Below are 15,634 nucleotides of genomic sequence, written 5' to 3'. Positions count from 1 at the left end.
GACTAGAGGTTACGCAAGCGATCCGTGCAAACGGAAAGACTGTGGCAGCTTGACGTGTCTTGGTTAAGGCGGCGTTGATGTCCGTGCCGCATTCACTGTGGAAATTTCGCCCCGCTGTCGTGGGCAGGATAGGCTGAGCGCGATGTCCGAAACCAACAAGGAGAGCCCGGCGGCCGCCGGCGATTTCACCGCCGCGGACGAGCCATTTGCGCTGTTCGCGCAATGGCTTGGCGAGGCCGAAGGGCGCGAGCCGAACGATCCGAATGCCATGGCGCTCGCGACCGTCGACCCCGAGGGCCTCCCCAATGTCCGCATGGTCCTGCTCAAGGGCGTTGATGGCGCTGATGCAACACATCGCGGATTTGTTTTCTACACGAACCTGGAGAGCGCCAAGGGGCGTGAGCTCGCGGCGACGTCCAAGGCGGCCCTTTGCTTCCACTGGAAGAGCCTCAGGCGGCAGGTGCGGGTGCGCGGCCTCGTCTCGGCCGTGAGCGGCGCTGAGGCGGACGCCTATTACGCGACGCGGGCACGGGGCAGCCGGCTCGGGGCCTGGGCGAGTGCCCAGTCGCGGCCGCTCGAGAGCCGCTTCGCCCTCGAGAAGGCGGTAGCGGCCACGACCGCGCGCTATCCGATCGGCGAGATTCCGCGCCCGCCGCACTGGTCGGGCTTCCGCATCGTGCCGCTCGAGATCGAGTTCTGGCACGACCGACCCTTCCGGCTGCACGACCGGCTGGTGTTCCGCCGTGCCGATCCCGGCAAGCCCTGGGAGAAGCAGCGCCTCTATCCGTGAGGGTGCCCCCCCGCGGGGAGAGGACGCTCAGTACTTGAGGCTCAGCTTCGAGCGGAACGGCCCGATGATGTCGGAGAAGTCGTCCGTCCAGGGCTTGAGACCGCGCGGATCCAGCTCGATGACCGTCTCCAGCTCGCGGAAGGGCGCAAGAACCTCGTCGCTCTTGGCCACGACCACGACTGTCGAGCTCGTCTGGGCATAGCTGCCGTCCGCCGCATCATCGGAGATGATCACGCCCTTGGCGCCTTTCACGAGCGGCAGGGTCGCGGCGGCGACACCGTCGAGATCGAGATAGCGGTTCGAGACATGCAGCACGAACGCGCCGGTCGGCTTGATCTTGGAGAGGAATAGGCTCAGCGCCTCCGCGGTCATCAGATGGACCGGCACGGCATCGGACGAGAAGGCATCGACGATAATGAGGTCGAAGCTGCCGTCGGGCTCCTTGGCCATGGTCAGGCGGGCATCGCCGAGCTGCACATCAGGATTGGGCTGGCAGCGCGACAGGAACGAGAAGTTCTCCGGGTTCGTGGCGATCGAGACCATCAGCGGATCGATCTCGAAGAAGCGCCACTGCTCGCCCGGTTTGGAGAGACAGGAGAGCGAGCCCGCGCCCAGGCCGATCACGCCATAGCGCCCGCGCGCTTCCGAGCCGGCAGGTGCTGTTTTCGCGAGCGCCTCGCTGATGATGCGCACGGACTGCGCCATCGGGCTCTTGGGGTAGTAGTACGTCCCGGGGACGGGGCGCTCGTTGATCTCGTCGCCCTTGTCATCGCGCACGCGCTGGGCACCGTGCAGCGTTGTGCCGTGCATGAGGATGTTGAAGTCGCCCGCCGAGCCGACCCGATAGACGCCGAAGTAGCTGCGCTCGGCCTCACCACGCTTGACGCCCGACGGATACATGGCGATCGCCGCGAACATCATGAGCGCCATGACGAGCTGGCGCGGCGGCCATTTCCAGAACAACAGCACGCCGATGGCGAACAGAGCGACCAGGACGGCAGTCATGCCGTACGTGCCATAGTCGATGCCGAACGTCGTGCCCATCCAAGGGATCCAGATCAGGGCCAGGATGCCGGTGGCGATCAGCAGCCACATGACCAGTAGCTCGTCGCGGTCCTTGAGCGAGAGGGAGAGCGCACGCGGGCGGCAGGCCATGGAGAGGGCGAGCAGCAGCGGATACTCGAAGATCTCCGAGAAGATCTTCGGCGCAATCAGCGCTGCAAAGAGACCGCCGAGCACGCCGCCGAGCGACATCCACAGATAGAACTCAGTGAGATAGGCAGCGCTCGGGCGCGCTTCGTAGAGCGTGCGGTGCGCGACCATAGCCGAGGTGAAAAACACTGCGACGCCGGCGCCGGCGGTCAGGAACCAGCCTTCTCTGACCGTCTGCGAAAGCACGAGCAGCGCGAAAATCACGGAGGCCAGATGTGCCGCGAGCAGGATCGGCATGGGAATGAGCGAGCGCTCGCGGAACACGAGGACGAACGTCAGCAGATAGAGCGAGAGCGGCAGCACCCAGATCAGCGGTGCGGAGGCGACGTCCGTCGAGACATGGGTGGTGAATGCGGTGAGCAGCGCCGAGGGCACGAGAGCGAGCCCCACCCAGGAGAGGCGCGCGGACCAGGTGGGCGGCGGCCCGGCATCGGCAGCGGAAGGCTCAGCGGCAGTCGCGGCCTGCGGCGCGCTACCCAGTCGAACGGCCGCATAAGAGACGGCGAGCAGCGCGACGAGCACTAGGAAGCCGATCGTCCAAATGCCGCTGAGCGCCTTGAGGCCGAAGGCCGGCTCGAGTAGCACGGGATAGCTCAGCAGTGCAATGAGGCTGCCGAGATTGCTCGCGGCATAGAGAAAGTAGGGATCGCGGCCGTGCGGGTGCCCCGTAGCGGCGAACCAGGCCTGCAGCAGCGGTGCGTTCGCGGCAACGGCGAAGAACGGCAAGCCGACCGCCACCGTGAAGAGGCCGAGCTGCCAGAAGTAAGGCTCGCCAGTCGGTGGCTCCGACCATCCTGCCGGCAGGCCGATCGGGAGCACGACGAAGGCAAGCAGGCACACCGCCAGATGGACGAAGCCGCTCGCGCGCGCGCCAATGAGGCGGATGACGAGATGGGCGTAGCAGTAGCCGGCGAGCAGCGCGCCTTGGAAGAAGCAGAGCGCCACGGCCCACACTGACGGCGAGCCGCCGAGCACCGGCAGCACCATCTTCGCAAACATGGGCTGGATCGAGAACAGGAGCAGCGCTGAGACGAACGTCGTCAGCGTGAAGAGCCAAAGTGTCGGCGGACCGGCGAGTGCTGCCGGCACCGCGGAGCTCGGCGCGGGTGACGACGACGGCCCATCGGCGATCGCGGAACCGCTGTTCTCGACACCCTTGTCCTGCATCGTCACCAGCTCCGAAAGTTCGCGGCGCGACCGGCCCCCTGGCCGTCCCGCGCCGCTTGTTGGTGATTCACATAGATGGCTTTCGTCAGGCCGTCACGGTCTCGCCGACCTTCGGGGCCTTGACGTTGTGTCCGCTCATGGCCTCGACGAACTTCGAGGCATCGGGATCGAGCATCCCGGGGAACGTGCCGTAGTGGCAGGGCAGGACCGTCTTGAACGAGAAGAATTTCTTGCAGGCGAAGGCGGCGCGCTTGCCACCCATGGTGAACCGGTCGCCGATCGGCACGATGCCGATGTCGGGCTTGTGGAACTCGGCGATCAGGCTCATGCCGCCGAACATCTCGGTATCACCCATGTGGTAGAGGGTCTTGCCTTCCTTGGCGGTGACGACAATGCCATTGGGGTTGCCGAGATAGACGCCGCCGCTCGAGGAGGAATGCAGCGCATCGACGAGCGTCAGCTCGAAATCATCGACGGCGACGGTGCCGCCCGTATTCATCGGCTGGAGTTTCTCCGCACCCTTCGAGCCGATATGCAACGCCAGCTCGTAGTTGGCGAAGAGCGGCGCGCCATTGCGCTTGCTGATCTCGGCGGCGTCGCCGATGTGGTCGTCATGGCCGTGCGTGATCGCCACATGGGTCACGCCGTCGACGGCCTTTTCCCAGGCTATGCCGGATTTCTCGAACGTGGGATTGCCCTTCAGGAACGGGTCGATCAACAGCACACTGCCGCCGGTTTCGATGCGGAAGCAGGAATGTCCGAACCAGGTGATCTTCATTGGGGCATTCACTCCTTTGAGGGCGGTCCATCGGGGGCCGCTTTGTCGGGTTCCGGCTCGTGTGGTGATTGCGAAGTCCGCCAGCACTTCGCGATCGGGACACTGGCCTGGAGGCTATGGCCAAGGGCCTGTCGCACCGGTTGAAGTGCAGGTATAAGGCCCGAATGACAAGCGATAAACCCCCCGCCGCTGACGCTTGCGTGAAAGCCGATATGCTGCGTGCGGAGATTCTCGATGTGGAAGCCTTTGCCGCAACGCTGCCGCGCGCGGCGCGGCTGATCGGCATCGACGTCGGCACGAAGACACTGGGGCTCGCGCTTTCGGATCTCTCCCGCACGATCGCGAGTGGTCTCGAGACCATCCGGCGCACCAAGTTCAAAGCCGATGCCGAGCGCCTCGTCGCGCTCGTGCGGGAGCACAAGGTTGCTGGTCTCGTGATTGGTCTGCCGATCGGCCTCGACGGATCGGTGGGGCCTCGCGCGCAGGCCTCGCGCTCGTTCGCTCGCCTGATCGGCCCGCTGGCCGGTGTGCCCATTCTCATGTGGGATGAGCGCCTGACGACCGCCGAAGCCGAGCGCCTGTTGATCGAGGCCGATGCCTCGCGCAAGCGCCGCGCCGAGGTCATCGACAAGATGGCCGCGACGCTCATTCTTCAAGGGGCGCTGGATCGGATGCGCATCATCGAGAAGGCGCGGCCCGAGGAATAGTCGCGATGCCCGTACCGATCCTGATCGCGGGGCCGACAGCCTCGGGGAAGTCAGCGCTGGCGCTCGAAATGGCTGAGCGATACGGCGGCGCTGTCCTCAATGCCGATTCCATGCAGGTCTATCGTGAGCTGCGCATTCTGACCGCGCGACCGACGCCGGAGGAGGAAGCGCGCGCGCCGCACCGCCTTTTCGGGCACGTCAGCGTGCGCGATGCCTACTCGGTGGGGCGCTGGCTCGATGACGTGGCAGGGGCCCTGGCGTGGTGCGCGGGGGCCGGCTACCGGCCGATCATCGTCGGAGGTACTGGGCTCTACTTCAAGGCGCTGTTGGAAGGCCTTGCGCCGATCCCGTCGGTCGCGCCCGAGATCCGCGCCCATTGGCGGCGCGAGGCGGGTGTTCGCACAGCTCCCGAGCTGCACAAGGTGCTCGCCGTGCGCGATCCCGAGATGGCGGTGCGGCTCGATCCGGGGGATACGCAACGCATTGTGCGCGCGCTCGAGGTTATCGACAGCACGAGCGTGTCGCTTGCCGAATGGCAGCGGCGCCCGGGGACGCCCCTCATCCGCGAGCATGAAGCCGAGTGCTATGTCGTCAGCCGTTCCCGGGAGGAGGTCCGGCGCCGGGTGGACACCCGGTTCGACGCCATGATGGCCGCGGGGGCGCTGGAGGAGGCACGGGCGATCGCGGCGCTCGACCTCGACCCGGAGCTTCCGGCCGCCCGGGCCCATGGTCTGCGCCCGCTGCTCGCCTACCTCCGTGGGAAAATGACATTGGATGCCGCAGTCGAGGCCGGCAAGCTCGAGACGCGCCAGTACGTGAAACGGCAGGAGATCTGGCTTCGACGTAATATGATTGCGTGGAAATCTACATCGCTGCAATAATCGGACTATTTTAGCTCCATCTGCGCCACATAAGTGGAAATTGCTTGACCCGGTCGTGGGTTGAGATCAAACACCGCCCATATCCGAAGTGTGCCTGCTTGCGCGCGCCGGCCGGTTGGCTGGCGCGGTCCCGATGCAGTGCGCCTTCCTGTTGAAAAAGGGGTATCCCATGGCACGCACGATGACCGGCGCCGAGATGGTGATCAAGGTTCTGGCTGACCAGGGCGTCGAGTTCGTTTTCGGCTATCCCGGTGGCGCCGTGCTGCCGATCTACGACGAGATTTTCCAGCAGGAGAAGGTCAAGCACGTGCTGGTCCGCCAGGAGGGCGGGGCTGTGCACGCGGCGGAAGGCTATGCCCGCTCGACCGGCAAGGTCGGTGTCGTGCTCGTGACCTCGGGGCCGGGTGCGACCAATGCCGTCACCGGTCTGACCGATGCGCTCATGGATTCGATCCCCGTCGTCTGCCTCACGGGGCAGGTGCCGACGCATCTCATCGGCAACGACGCCTTCCAGGAGTGCGACACGATCGGCATCACGCGCCCCTGCACCAAGCACAACTGGCTGGTCAAGGACGTCAATGACCTCGCGCGCGTCCTGCACGAGGCCTTCTACATCGCCAAGAGCGGCCGCCCCGGTCCGGTCGTCGTCGACATCCCCAAGGACGTGCAGTTCGCGACGGGCACCTACGTCACGCCGTCGAACACGGCGATCGCACACAAGAGCTACCGCCCCAAGCTCAAGGGCGACCAGCCGTTGATCCAGCGCGCGGTGGAGCTGATGGCGAGCGCCAGGAAGCCCATCTTCTACACGGGCGGCGGCGTCATCAACTCGGGTCCCAAGGCGAGCCAGCTCCTGCGCGAGCTCGTCCGCCAGACGGGCTTCCCCATCACGTCGACGCTGATGGGCCTCGGCGCCTATCCGGCCTCCGACAAGCAGTGGCTCGGCATGCTCGGGATGCACGGCACGTACGAGGCCAACATGGCCATGCACGACTGCGACCTGCTGATCAACATCGGCGCCCGCTTCGACGACCGCATCACGGGACGCACGGACGCCTTCTCGCCCGGCAGCCGCAAGGTTCACATCGACATCGATCCTTCCTCGATCAACAAGAACATCAAGGTCGATGTGCCGATCGTCGGCGATTGCGCGTACGTGCTCGAGGACATGATCCGCGCGTGGCGCGGCCTCGCCTCGTCGCCGGAGAAGAGCGCGCTCAAGGGCTGGTGGAAGCAGATCGACCAGTGGCGCGCCGTCAACTGCCTCAAGTACAAGGCATCGAGCGACGTGATCATGCCGCAGTACGCGCTCGAGCGGCTGCAGGCGCACATCAAGGACCGTGATACCTACATCTCGACCGAGGTCGGCCAGCATCAGATGTGGGCGGCGCAGTTCCTGAAGTTCGACGAGCCGAACCGGTGGCTGACCAGCGGCGGCCTCGGCACCATGGGCTATGGCCTGCCGGCTGCGATCGGCGCGCAGATCGCGCATCCGAAGTCGCTCGTCATCGATGTCGCGGGCGATGCCTCGATCCTCATGAACATCCAGGAGATGTCGACGGCCGTGCAGTACCGCCTGCCCGTCAAGATCTTCATCCTCAACAACCAGTACATGGGCATGGTGCGCCAGTGGCAGCAGCTCCTGCACGGCAACCGCTACTCGGAGAGCTACACCGAGGCGCTCCCCGATTTCGTCAAGCTCGCGGAGGCCTACGGCGGCGTCGGCATGCGCTGCGATCATCCCGCGGACCTCGATGACGCGATCAAGGCCATGCTGGCCGTGAAGGACAAGCCGGTGATCTTCGACTGCCGTGTCGCGGCGCTCGCCAACTGCTTCCCGATGATCCCCTCGGGCAAGGCGCACAACCAGATGCTGCTCGGTGAGGATGTCTCGGCAGAGGAGATCGACAAGGCCATCGGCAAGGAAGGCAAGGTGCTGGTGTAGGCGGGTCGGAGAAGGCCCGCAATTCGCGACCAGTTTGCGCACACGCCGTCGGCGGACGTCATGATGACTTCGGATGCACTTCAATTCTATGCGAGGCACGACTCGCTGACGGATCCCGCGGGCTTTGCTCGTCTCTACGACGAGCTGCCTGCGGCGCTTCCGGCGCTGTGCGATGTGCTGTCCGGCCTCATTGTGCATACGTCGTGGGCAGCGAAGTACGGCATTCCGCCGGAGACGCCGTTGCCGCGCGATACCAAGCCCGTCGCGGAGCGGCTGGCGGAGGTTGCGCGGCTCTTCGATGGCCCGCTGGTGACGGAGCGCCCGCCGTTGCGGCGCCCGTTCGGCACCTGCCGCGATTTTGCGCTGCTGCTCTGCAGCACGCTGCGGCACCGTGGGATTCCAGCCCGCGTCCGATGCGGTTTCGCGACCTACTTCGCCGGGCGGCGCTACGCCGATCACTGGATCTGCGAGTATTGGCAGGGCGACGAGGGCAGATGGGCGATGGCCGACGCGCAAATCGACCGGCTGCAGCGTGCCTCTCTCGGGATCGGGTTCGACTGCGCGAAGCTGCCGAATGGTGCATTTCTGACGGCTCCAGCGGCCTGGAGGCTCGCGCGTTCGCAGGTCGCCGATGCCGAGGAGTTCGGCCACGGAGATGCCGGCGGCCTCTGGTTTCTCCACGTCAATCTGCATCGCGATCTTCTGGCACTCGCCAATTGCCAGGTTTCGGCCTGGGATACGTGGCGCGATGCGGATGAGGCGGGCAAATCTCTGAGTGTCGAGACGCTGTCGGCGTGTGATCGACTGGCGGACCTGGTCATCGACAGCGACACCTCGGTCGATTGGCCCGAGTTGCGGCCTATTGCGGACGGCGTTCGCATGCCACCCTGGCAGAGACGATCGGTTGAGCGGGAACCGGCGCGCGCCCCGGCAAACTAGGAACGAAACTGTGCACCTCTATCTTGCCAACAAGCTCTACTCGTCCTGGTCGCTGCGGCCGTGGATCCTGATGACCGCCCTCGATATCTCGTTCGAGGAAACGGTGATCCCGATGTACTTCCCGGACTCCAAGGGACGGATGCTCGACGTCTCGCCGACAGGAAAGATGCCGGCTCTGATCGTACCGCCCGCGGATATGCCGTCGGACGGAAGTGCCGTCTCCGGCTCCTGCGGTGGCTCCCATCATGTGGTCTGGGAGAGTCTCGCGATCATGGAGTTCCTGCACGAGCGTTTCCCGGACAAGGGCGTCTGGCCGCGAGTGCCCGCCGCACGCGCCCATGCGCGCGCCATCGCGAGCGAGATGCACGCCGGCTTCCAGGCCCTTCGCCAGATGTGCCCGATGAATCTCAGCAAGCGTTTTGCACCGAGAGAACTTTCCTCGGACGTGTCCGACAACGTGCGTCGACTCGAAGGCATGTGGTCCGACTGCCGGCGCCGGTTCGCCGCAGGTGGCGATTTCCTGTTCGGCGATTTCTGCGCCGCCGATGCGATGTACGCGCCCGTCGTCACGCGCCTCGATACCTACCAGGTTCCCGTCTCGTCGGAGACGCGGCGCTACATGAACGCCGTCCTCGCGCACCCCGCATTCGTGAAGTGGCGGACCGCGGCCCTGCAGGAGCCCTGGACCATCGACCACTACGAGGAAGGCTGGACAGCCGTCGAGACCTTCCACGAGGGCGCACGACACACCGATCACCCACGCATTAAGGCCTGAGGGCACTGAGGACTTCCGCCATGTCAGAAAAAGGCACAGGCTCCGCCTACTTCCTAGAGGAGCGCAAGGACGCCACAGAGCGGCACACCTTCTCGATTCTCGTCGACAACGAACCGGGCGTGCTCGCGCGCATTGCCTCGCTCTTTTCCGGGCGCGGCTACAACATCGAAAGCCTCACCGTCTCCGAAACCGATGAGGAGCGGCGCCTCTCGCGCTTCACGGTCGTCACGACCGGGACACCGATGGTGCTGCAGCAGATCAGGAACCAGCTCGATCGCCTCGTGCCCGTGCACAGCGTGACGGACCTGACGACCAGTGGTCAGCCCATCGAGCGCGAGCTGGCGCTCGTCAAGGTGGCCGGCAAGGGCGAGAAGCGCATCGAAGCGCTGCGGCTCGCCGAAATCTTCCGCGCGAGCGTCGTCGACACCTCGACGGAGCACTTCGTCTTCGAGATCACGGGCAAGTCCTCGAAGATCGAGCAGTTCATTGCGATCATGCGCGAGCTGGGTCTCGTCGAGGTCTCGCGTACGGGCATTGCGGCCATGGCGCGCGGGTCGCAGGGGCTCTGACGCTCAGGCGTGCCGTCGCGCTCAGCGCAGTTTCGGCTTCCCTTTGGGCGCCCCGACCGGCTCTGGCGTGTCCGTATTTCCGGGCTTGAGTGCCGCGTCGAGGTCGAAGCGGCCGCAGTTCTTCTCGGCCATCAGATTGTTGAGCGCGGCGAGCTGGGCGCGCTCCGGCGAGTAGGCTGCGCTCGGCGCGCCTGTTGCCGTATGTCGCGGCGTGGATTTGCTCATCATCGATGAGATGAGACCGCCCGACGGATTGGCCTCGCTGTCACGTACCTGCTGGATCTTGAGCTGCATGATGCCCGTCAGGCGGCGGCAGTTGTAGCCTCGCTCGGCTGCGGAGGGGACGTAGCTGCCGTCGGTCGCCGTCGTGACGCCCGCCTCGCCCTTGGATTTGGCAGCGGCTTCGGCAATGCGGTTGCGGCCCTTGTCGGGGACGTACCCCGGCATTGCGGCAGCGCAGCCGGCGAGGACGAACAGGGCGAGCGCGCAGGCTGCAACGATCCGAGTGCGCATTCCTGGCCAATTCCCTCCTGCAACTCCCCATCGCCAGCCAAGAAACGTGTCGTTGGACGACAATGCGCCGCGGGCGTTCGGCTCCCCGCGATGCGGGCTGGACAAGGGGGCGCGCGGCGTATAAAACGCGGCACTCTTTGGCATTAGAGCCATAGCCGGAATCGCGGCGGAAGCGAGGCTGTTTCAACGGCAGTCCCGCGTTTTGTTCGTTCGGCGGGTGATGCAGGGGCCGGACTGGTCCCTGTGTGCCAAGGTTTGGGGGCGATTAGCTCAGTTGGTAGAGCAGCTGACTCTTAATCAGCGGGTCGAAGGTTCGAGTCCTTCATCGCCCACCAATAAAATCAAGGACTTAGCTCTATGCTTGCTAAGAGGCCGTCCGCGAAGCCATGCTTCGAGGGGGACAAGCCTGTGGAGCTAGGTCATGTCATCCCGGATTGTGCTGCTTACCGTTTTCTCTGTCGTCCTCCGCCAGATCGGCAAACTGCGCGCGTCGAGTGCCCTTTGCGCCGCGGCTGCAGCGCTGATCTTGCTCGCCATGCTTCCCGCGCAGGCCCATGACTTCAAGGCGGGAAGTCTGCACCTCGATCATCCCTGGGCGCGACCGACACCGGCAGGTGCAAAGGTCGGCGCCGGATATGTCTCCATCCGGAATACCGGCAAGGTCGCGGACCGGCTCGTGGCAGCCTCCACGGATGTCGCCGGCAAGACGGAGATCCACGAGGTAGCAGTCGACGCCCAAGGCGTCATGAGGATGCGTGCACTGGCGAAGGGATTGCCGATCCCGGCAGGGGCGACGGTCGCCCTCAAGCCGAGCGCCTATCATCTCATGTTCATGGACCTGAAGCGGCCTCTCAAGGTCGGCGACACGTTCTCGGGCGTCCTCGCCTTCGAGAGGGGCGGCAAGGTGAAGGTGGAGTTCGTGGTGGAGGCAACCAGTAGCGCTGGTCCGGCTCACGGCAGCAAGCACTGACATGTGCCATCGAGCGCGCGTGGTCGCGGCGCAGCGCACCGAGATTGTGAGCCGACCGGGCCGGAGTGCAGCGAATGCAAGCTGCTCGTGAGTTATGGCTCACTCTGCTGCTTGTGCTCGCCATGTGCGTCGGCGCATCCGATCCGGCGCGCGCGCACGCTGCGCTGATTGCCTCCATACCGGAAGAGGGGGCTGTCCTATCAGGCCCACCCGCCAAGCTGTCGCTGTCTTTCAACGAGAATGTTTCGCCGCTCGTCGTCGCGCTCATACGGCCCGATGGCACGCGCAGTGCGCTCGACCAGGTGATCGTTCGCGAGCGCGCACTCGACATTGCGGCGCCCGGCGATCTGTCCGCAGGGACGCACATTCTTTCCTGGCGCGTGGTTTCCGCTGATGGGCATCCCATGGCGGGCACGATCGTGTTCTCGATCGGAGCACCGAGTGCAACGCCACCCAGCATAGAGACAGCGGCGGATTGGACTCTGAGAGCGGCCATTCTCGCCGCCAAGATCGCGCTCTACCTGGGCCTGTTCATCGGCATAGGCGGGGTCTTTGCATGGGTATGGCTCGGTAGCGCGCGGAGAGACGGGCGCCCCGTGGTCGTCGCCGCACTTGCTCTGGGCATCGCGGGCGGGCTGTTGTCGATCGGCCTGCAGGGTCTCGACGCGCTGGGCGCTCCCGTTCATCGCATTGTCGAGGGCGCATTTTGGAAAGCAGGGGCCAGCACGACCCTCGTGCATACGGCGCTTGTCGCGGCGCTCTCGATGGCACTCTCTCTGATCGCGCTCGTGGTGCCGACAGTCATGGCCCGATTGCTTTCGATCATCGCGCTCATGGGCGCGGGCTTGTCGCTCTCGCTGAGTGGTCACGCCGCCGCCGCCGAGCCGCAGTGGCTGATGAGATCGATGGTGTTCGCGCACACGACCGGTGTTGCGTACTGGGTCGGCGCACTCGTCCCGCTGGCCGCGGCGCTCGGCAGCGGCACGGCCGAAGCTCAATCAATGCTCGGTCGCTTTTCCCGCAGTATTCCGTGGGTCCTGCTCGTCCTCGTCATAGGCGGCATTGCTCTTACGGTCGTCCAGGTCGATACACCCGAGGCCCTCATCGAAACGAACTACGGATGGCTGCTGTCGATAAAGCTTGTGCTGGTCGCCGCGCTCTTTGGCCTCGCGGCGGTGAACCGCTGGCGGCTGACACCTGCGGTGGAGCAGGGGCTGCTGCATCCACGGCTGAAGATGGTGCGCTTCGTTGTCCTCGAGGTCGCGTGCGTCGCGCTGATCCTGGCCGTGGTCGCCGGATGGCGCTTCACGCCGCCGCCACGCGCACTTTCCATTGCGGCCGCGCAGCCCGTATCGGTGCACATTCACACGCTGCCGGCCATGACCGAGCTCACGCTCTCTCCCGGACGCAAAGGGCGGACCTCGGCCATCATCACGATCATGACGGGTGAATACGGCCCGCTCGATGCCGAGGCGATCACGCTCACGCTCAGCCCGCCCGAGACCAGCATCGCGGCAATTCAGCAAGCGGCTCTGAAGCGCGGCGATGGGACGTGGCGCATTGAACGTATGGAGCTCCCGATTGCGGGCTCGTGGTCAGTCGAGCTCGATATCCGCGTCAAGGGCAGTGCGCCGATCCTGCTGAAGAGCGCGCTGAGCATCCGCCCTTGAGGCATGATGCCGGCGCATGAAGCATTGCAGAACTTCTGCTAAGAGTTGGAGCATCTCACCTGATGGGCCCGGCAAAGGAGTGATCTCCATGCCAGTCGTATCTCTCGACCACGTTCAATTGGCGATGCCTGCTGGGCGCGAAGACGAGGCACGTGCTTTTTACGAGGGTGTGCTCGGGATACCCGAAGCGACCAAGCCCGCAAACCTGGCGAAGCGCGGTGGGTGCTGGTTCGAACGGGGGCCTCTCAAGGTGCATCTCGGCGTGGAGGGCGAATTCCGCCCGGCCAAGAAGGCACATCCGGCGTTCCTTGTGGAAGATCTGCAGGATCTGTCGGACCGCCTCGCAAGAGCTGGATTTGCCGTGAGAAGCGAGGAGCCTCTGGAAGGCTACACGCGCGTCTATGTCGATGATCCGTTCGGGAACCGCATCGAGCTCATGGAGCCGCTGCCGGGCAAGGTGTCAGGATAGTCCGCGCGTGATTCAACGACCGATGCGCACGGCGTGATTGTCCCAGTTCCAGTTGGATGTGGCCGTAAGCTCGGCTGGGCCTGAAACGGGCGTGAGGTCCGCGATCGCGCCCATGCCGCTCGTGACGAGGAAGTCGCCGCCGCTCTTGCCGCGCGCGACACCCGAGACGTCCTCGAGGCTCTTGATCGCGAGGATCCGCCCCGTCGCAATTTCGAATATGACCACGCCGCCTGCCTTGGACGACGTCGCGGCCGCGATCAGGCCATCGCGATCGACGCTCACCGAGCTGACATACCCCGAAAGCGCTGCCGCCGCTTCATCCGGGAGCACTGTGGCCGTGAGCGGCTTCTGCCGGCGATGGCGGTAGATCAGCGATTGCGTGCGACCTTCCGCTCCCGGCGCGCCATCCACGATCTGCCCGCCGAGCACGACAGTATCATCGCGAGCAACCTCCAGATGGCGAAGCGAGAGCGCGCCGCCGGCCAGGATCGCGTGCTGCTCGAGGAGATCGCCGGTCGTCACGTCGATGTAAGCGAGCGACGTCTCGATGGCTTCGAGATTGAGCACACGTCGCCCGCCACCGAAATCAGGATGCTCCTTCAGCCCGCCATTGGCGACGACGAGAACGCGCCCTTGTCCGAGCAAGGCCATATCATGAGGCCCAAGGCCGTGGGAGGCGAACTCCCCGATCCGCTTGAAGCCGTCTGTGGCATCGTAGATGCCGATGACGCCGCGTCCGGCCTCGAAATCATTCTCGGTCGTGTAGAGCAGCCGGCCGTCGTGCGAGAACACGCCATGCCCGTAGAAATGCCGGTCCGTGGGCGCCTCGAAGGTGAGAGGCATCTCGCTCTTGTCCGCGCGGAATGCGATGGCGAAGTGCCCTGGGCGGCGCGCGAACACGACGCAACGGCGCGTGACCGGGCAGACGGCGATGTCGTGCCCGCGAGCAGGAAGAGCGACGGAGTTCACGTCGTTCCCCTCAGGCGAGAAGATGGCCGCGGAATATCCTCCATCCGAACCGCGGCGCGCGGCGGCATAGAGCGAAGCGGGATCCGCACGCGCAATGATGGGGCTCATCGCCAAGGTGGCGAAGGCGCTCGATGCAAAGAGGAACTCTCGCCGGTCAATCGCCATCTGATGCGTTGAACCCTATGGGCAGGCCGGCCGCTGTCGCCAGCAGCGAAGCCGCGGTCATGCGCGCGTTCTTGAGCGGAAATCCGATCGCGATGATGCGCTGTGCAGTGCGATTGTCGTCGAAGGGCGATCGGGCACCGACAAGAGGCGTCAGGCTTTCGTGCGCCGTCGCCAGCTCATTGGCGACGAGCCGGGCCAGTGCGGCGCCGCCGGCATTGGGCTCGTCGCCATTGGCTGCGATGATGGCCTGCTCGATACCGCCTTCGGCATAGAGCTCACGCAGACCCTCGATGTTGGCGACGACGAGAAGAAGGCTGCGCCCGCTGTTCGAGAGCGGTGCGGGCAGCCTTCGACGCTGCGCGTTGAGGGCGAGCGGGCCGGCGAGCCGCTGGTCTCGCACTTTTTCGAGACCCTGATCGAATGACTTGGCGAGCGCGAGGGTCGTTTCACTGGGCTTCAGATACTGTCGATTGTCCGGCCCTGGCAAGAGCCAGATCTTCGAGAAGCCATTGGGATCAGCCCACTCCTCGGACACGGACTGAGCAATTCGAGCGAGATTGGCGGCAACGGCCGCGGCGAAGCCGCAACGATGACGTCGCGCCTCGGGATCGGAGCCCTCATCCTTTGCGAAGAGCAACGTGTCGAGCGCCGGCAGGCCCTGCATGGCGACGCTCTTCGTCGCGAGCCGCGCGACATCCAGCACATCGGGATCGCGCTTGCTCAGGGCATTGGCAACCTGCCGCGCACCAATGCCGCGCCGGTCCGGCCAGAACATGAACTTCTCGAGACGCTCATGCTGGGCCATCGGGCCGAATGCGATGTGCTCCACGCGGCCCCATGCGCTCACCATGGCATCGAAGGCTGCATCGACGCCCTTGCGGGAGGCGGCTGTCGTGTCGCGACAGTACGCCATCACCGCTTCGTCGAAGCTCCGCGTCGCCGCGGCGAGATGTTGGTATCCCGGCAGGATATGGCGTTCGAGTGCCTGTCGGGCGAGGCCGGCATGATCGAACGCTGGCGGTGCTGCGCTCTGAGCGCGCGCCGTGGTGGGGAGCAGCGCGGACGCGATCGAGACACCAACAAGCGCAAGCATCGCCATCACGCGCATGGGATCT

General features: G+C 65.2%; 15 protein-coding genes and 1 tRNA gene. 11 read left to right on the top strand and 5 right to left on the bottom strand.

Features of this window, described 5'->3' with window-relative positions; genetic code table 11:
* Nucleotides 1-142: 142 nt before the first annotated feature.
* Nucleotides 143-790, top strand: coding sequence for a pyridoxamine 5'-phosphate oxidase (gene pdxH / locus CS1BSM3_RS22505; RefSeq protein ID WP_072391196.1), 648 nt, complete (start codon nt 143-145; stop codon nt 788-790).
* 27 nt (nt 791-817) lie between these two features.
* Here pdxH and CS1BSM3_RS22500 read toward each other — a convergent pair whose 3' ends face one another.
* Both CS1BSM3_RS22500 and CS1BSM3_RS22495 read right to left on the bottom strand, forming a co-directional pair.
* A complete protein-coding gene (locus tag CS1BSM3_RS22500) occupies nt 818-3,169 on the bottom strand; it encodes a fused MFS/spermidine synthase (protein ID WP_072391193.1) in 2,352 nt (783 codons plus the stop codon).
* An 85-nt stretch (nt 3,170-3,254) separates the two neighbouring features.
* Complete coding sequence (locus CS1BSM3_RS22495; RefSeq protein ID WP_072391188.1) at nt 3,255-3,947, bottom strand: metal-dependent hydrolase; 693 nt, start codon at nt 3,945-3,947, stop codon at nt 3,255-3,257.
* Nucleotides 3,948-4,159: 212 nt separating this feature from the next.
* On the opposite strand from CS1BSM3_RS22495, the gene ruvX reads away from it, so the two are divergent.
* From ruvX to ilvN, 6 genes are all read left to right on the top strand, one after another.
* On the top strand, nt 4,160-4,654 hold the full coding sequence (ruvX, locus tag CS1BSM3_RS22490; protein WP_072391185.1) for a Holliday junction resolvase RuvX: 495 nt from the start codon (nt 4,160-4,162) through the stop codon (nt 4,652-4,654).
* 5 nt (nt 4,655-4,659) lie between these two features.
* The gene (gene miaA / locus CS1BSM3_RS22485; protein ID WP_072391182.1) at nt 4,660-5,535 is read left to right on the top strand and encodes a tRNA (adenosine(37)-N6)-dimethylallyltransferase MiaA; all 876 of its coding nucleotides are present in this window, start codon (nt 4,660-4,662) and stop codon (nt 5,533-5,535) included.
* A gap of 169 nt (nt 5,536-5,704) precedes the next feature.
* Nucleotides 5,705-7,480 carry an acetolactate synthase 3 large subunit gene (locus CS1BSM3_RS22480; protein WP_072391179.1) on the top strand — a complete coding sequence of 592 codons (1,776 nt, stop codon included), beginning with the start codon at nt 5,705-5,707 and terminating at the stop codon, nt 7,478-7,480.
* Between the two features lie 60 nt (nt 7,481-7,540).
* Nucleotides 7,541-8,419 (top strand): transglutaminase domain-containing protein, encoded by an 879-nt coding sequence (locus CS1BSM3_RS22475; RefSeq protein ID WP_072391176.1) that lies wholly within the window; start codon nt 7,541-7,543, stop codon nt 8,417-8,419.
* Between the two features lie 10 nt (nt 8,420-8,429).
* A complete protein-coding gene (locus tag CS1BSM3_RS22470; RefSeq protein WP_072391173.1) occupies nt 8,430-9,194 on the top strand; it encodes a glutathione S-transferase in 765 nt (254 codons plus the stop codon).
* A 20-nt stretch (nt 9,195-9,214) separates the two neighbouring features.
* A complete protein-coding gene (ilvN, locus tag CS1BSM3_RS22465; protein ID WP_072391170.1) occupies nt 9,215-9,763 on the top strand; it encodes an acetolactate synthase small subunit in 549 nt (182 codons plus the stop codon).
* 21 nt (nt 9,764-9,784) lie between these two features.
* On the opposite strand, the gene CS1BSM3_RS22460 is transcribed toward ilvN, so the two are convergent.
* On the bottom strand, nt 9,785-10,276 hold the full coding sequence (locus CS1BSM3_RS22460) for a hypothetical protein (protein ID WP_072391168.1): 492 nt from the start codon (nt 10,274-10,276) through the stop codon (nt 9,785-9,787).
* A 259-nt stretch (nt 10,277-10,535) separates the two neighbouring features.
* On the opposite strand from CS1BSM3_RS22460, the gene CS1BSM3_RS22455 reads away from it, so the two are divergent.
* The 4 genes from CS1BSM3_RS22455 (at nt 10,536) to CS1BSM3_RS22440 (ending at nt 13,385) form a co-directional block, all read left to right on the top strand.
* Nucleotides 10,536-10,611, top strand: a tRNA-Lys gene (locus CS1BSM3_RS22455).
* Between the two features lie 86 nt (nt 10,612-10,697).
* Complete coding sequence (locus CS1BSM3_RS22450; RefSeq protein WP_072391165.1) at nt 10,698-11,246, top strand: copper chaperone PCu(A)C; 549 nt, start codon at nt 10,698-10,700, stop codon at nt 11,244-11,246.
* Nucleotides 11,247-11,320: 74 nt separating this feature from the next.
* A complete protein-coding gene (locus tag CS1BSM3_RS22445; protein ID WP_072391162.1) occupies nt 11,321-12,916 on the top strand; it encodes a copper resistance CopC/CopD family protein in 1,596 nt (531 codons plus the stop codon).
* Between the two features lie 88 nt (nt 12,917-13,004).
* Nucleotides 13,005-13,385: a VOC family protein gene (locus CS1BSM3_RS22440; RefSeq protein ID WP_072391159.1), complete on the top strand. Its 381-nt coding sequence runs from the start codon at nt 13,005-13,007 to the stop codon at nt 13,383-13,385.
* A 12-nt stretch (nt 13,386-13,397) separates the two neighbouring features.
* On the opposite strand, the gene CS1BSM3_RS22435 is transcribed toward CS1BSM3_RS22440, so the two are convergent.
* Nucleotides 13,398-14,519, bottom strand: a complete 1,122-nt coding sequence (locus CS1BSM3_RS22435) for a DUF1513 domain-containing protein (protein ID WP_072391156.1) — start codon at nt 14,517-14,519, stop codon at nt 13,398-13,400.
* On the bottom strand, nt 14,509-15,627 hold the full coding sequence (locus tag CS1BSM3_RS22430; RefSeq protein WP_072391154.1) for an imelysin family protein: 1,119 nt from the start codon (nt 15,625-15,627) through the stop codon (nt 14,509-14,511). Before CS1BSM3_RS22430 ends, CS1BSM3_RS22435 begins: the two co-directional genes overlap by 11 nt.
* Nucleotides 15,628-15,634: the final 7 nt, after the last annotated feature.

The sequence above is a fragment of the Hyphomicrobium sp. CS1BSMeth3 genome (assembly GCF_900117415.1).
GTDB lineage: Bacteria > Pseudomonadota > Alphaproteobacteria > Rhizobiales > Hyphomicrobiaceae.
The sequence above is the reverse complement of the archived record's forward strand: the minus strand, read 5'-3'. Positions and strand labels throughout refer to the sequence as shown.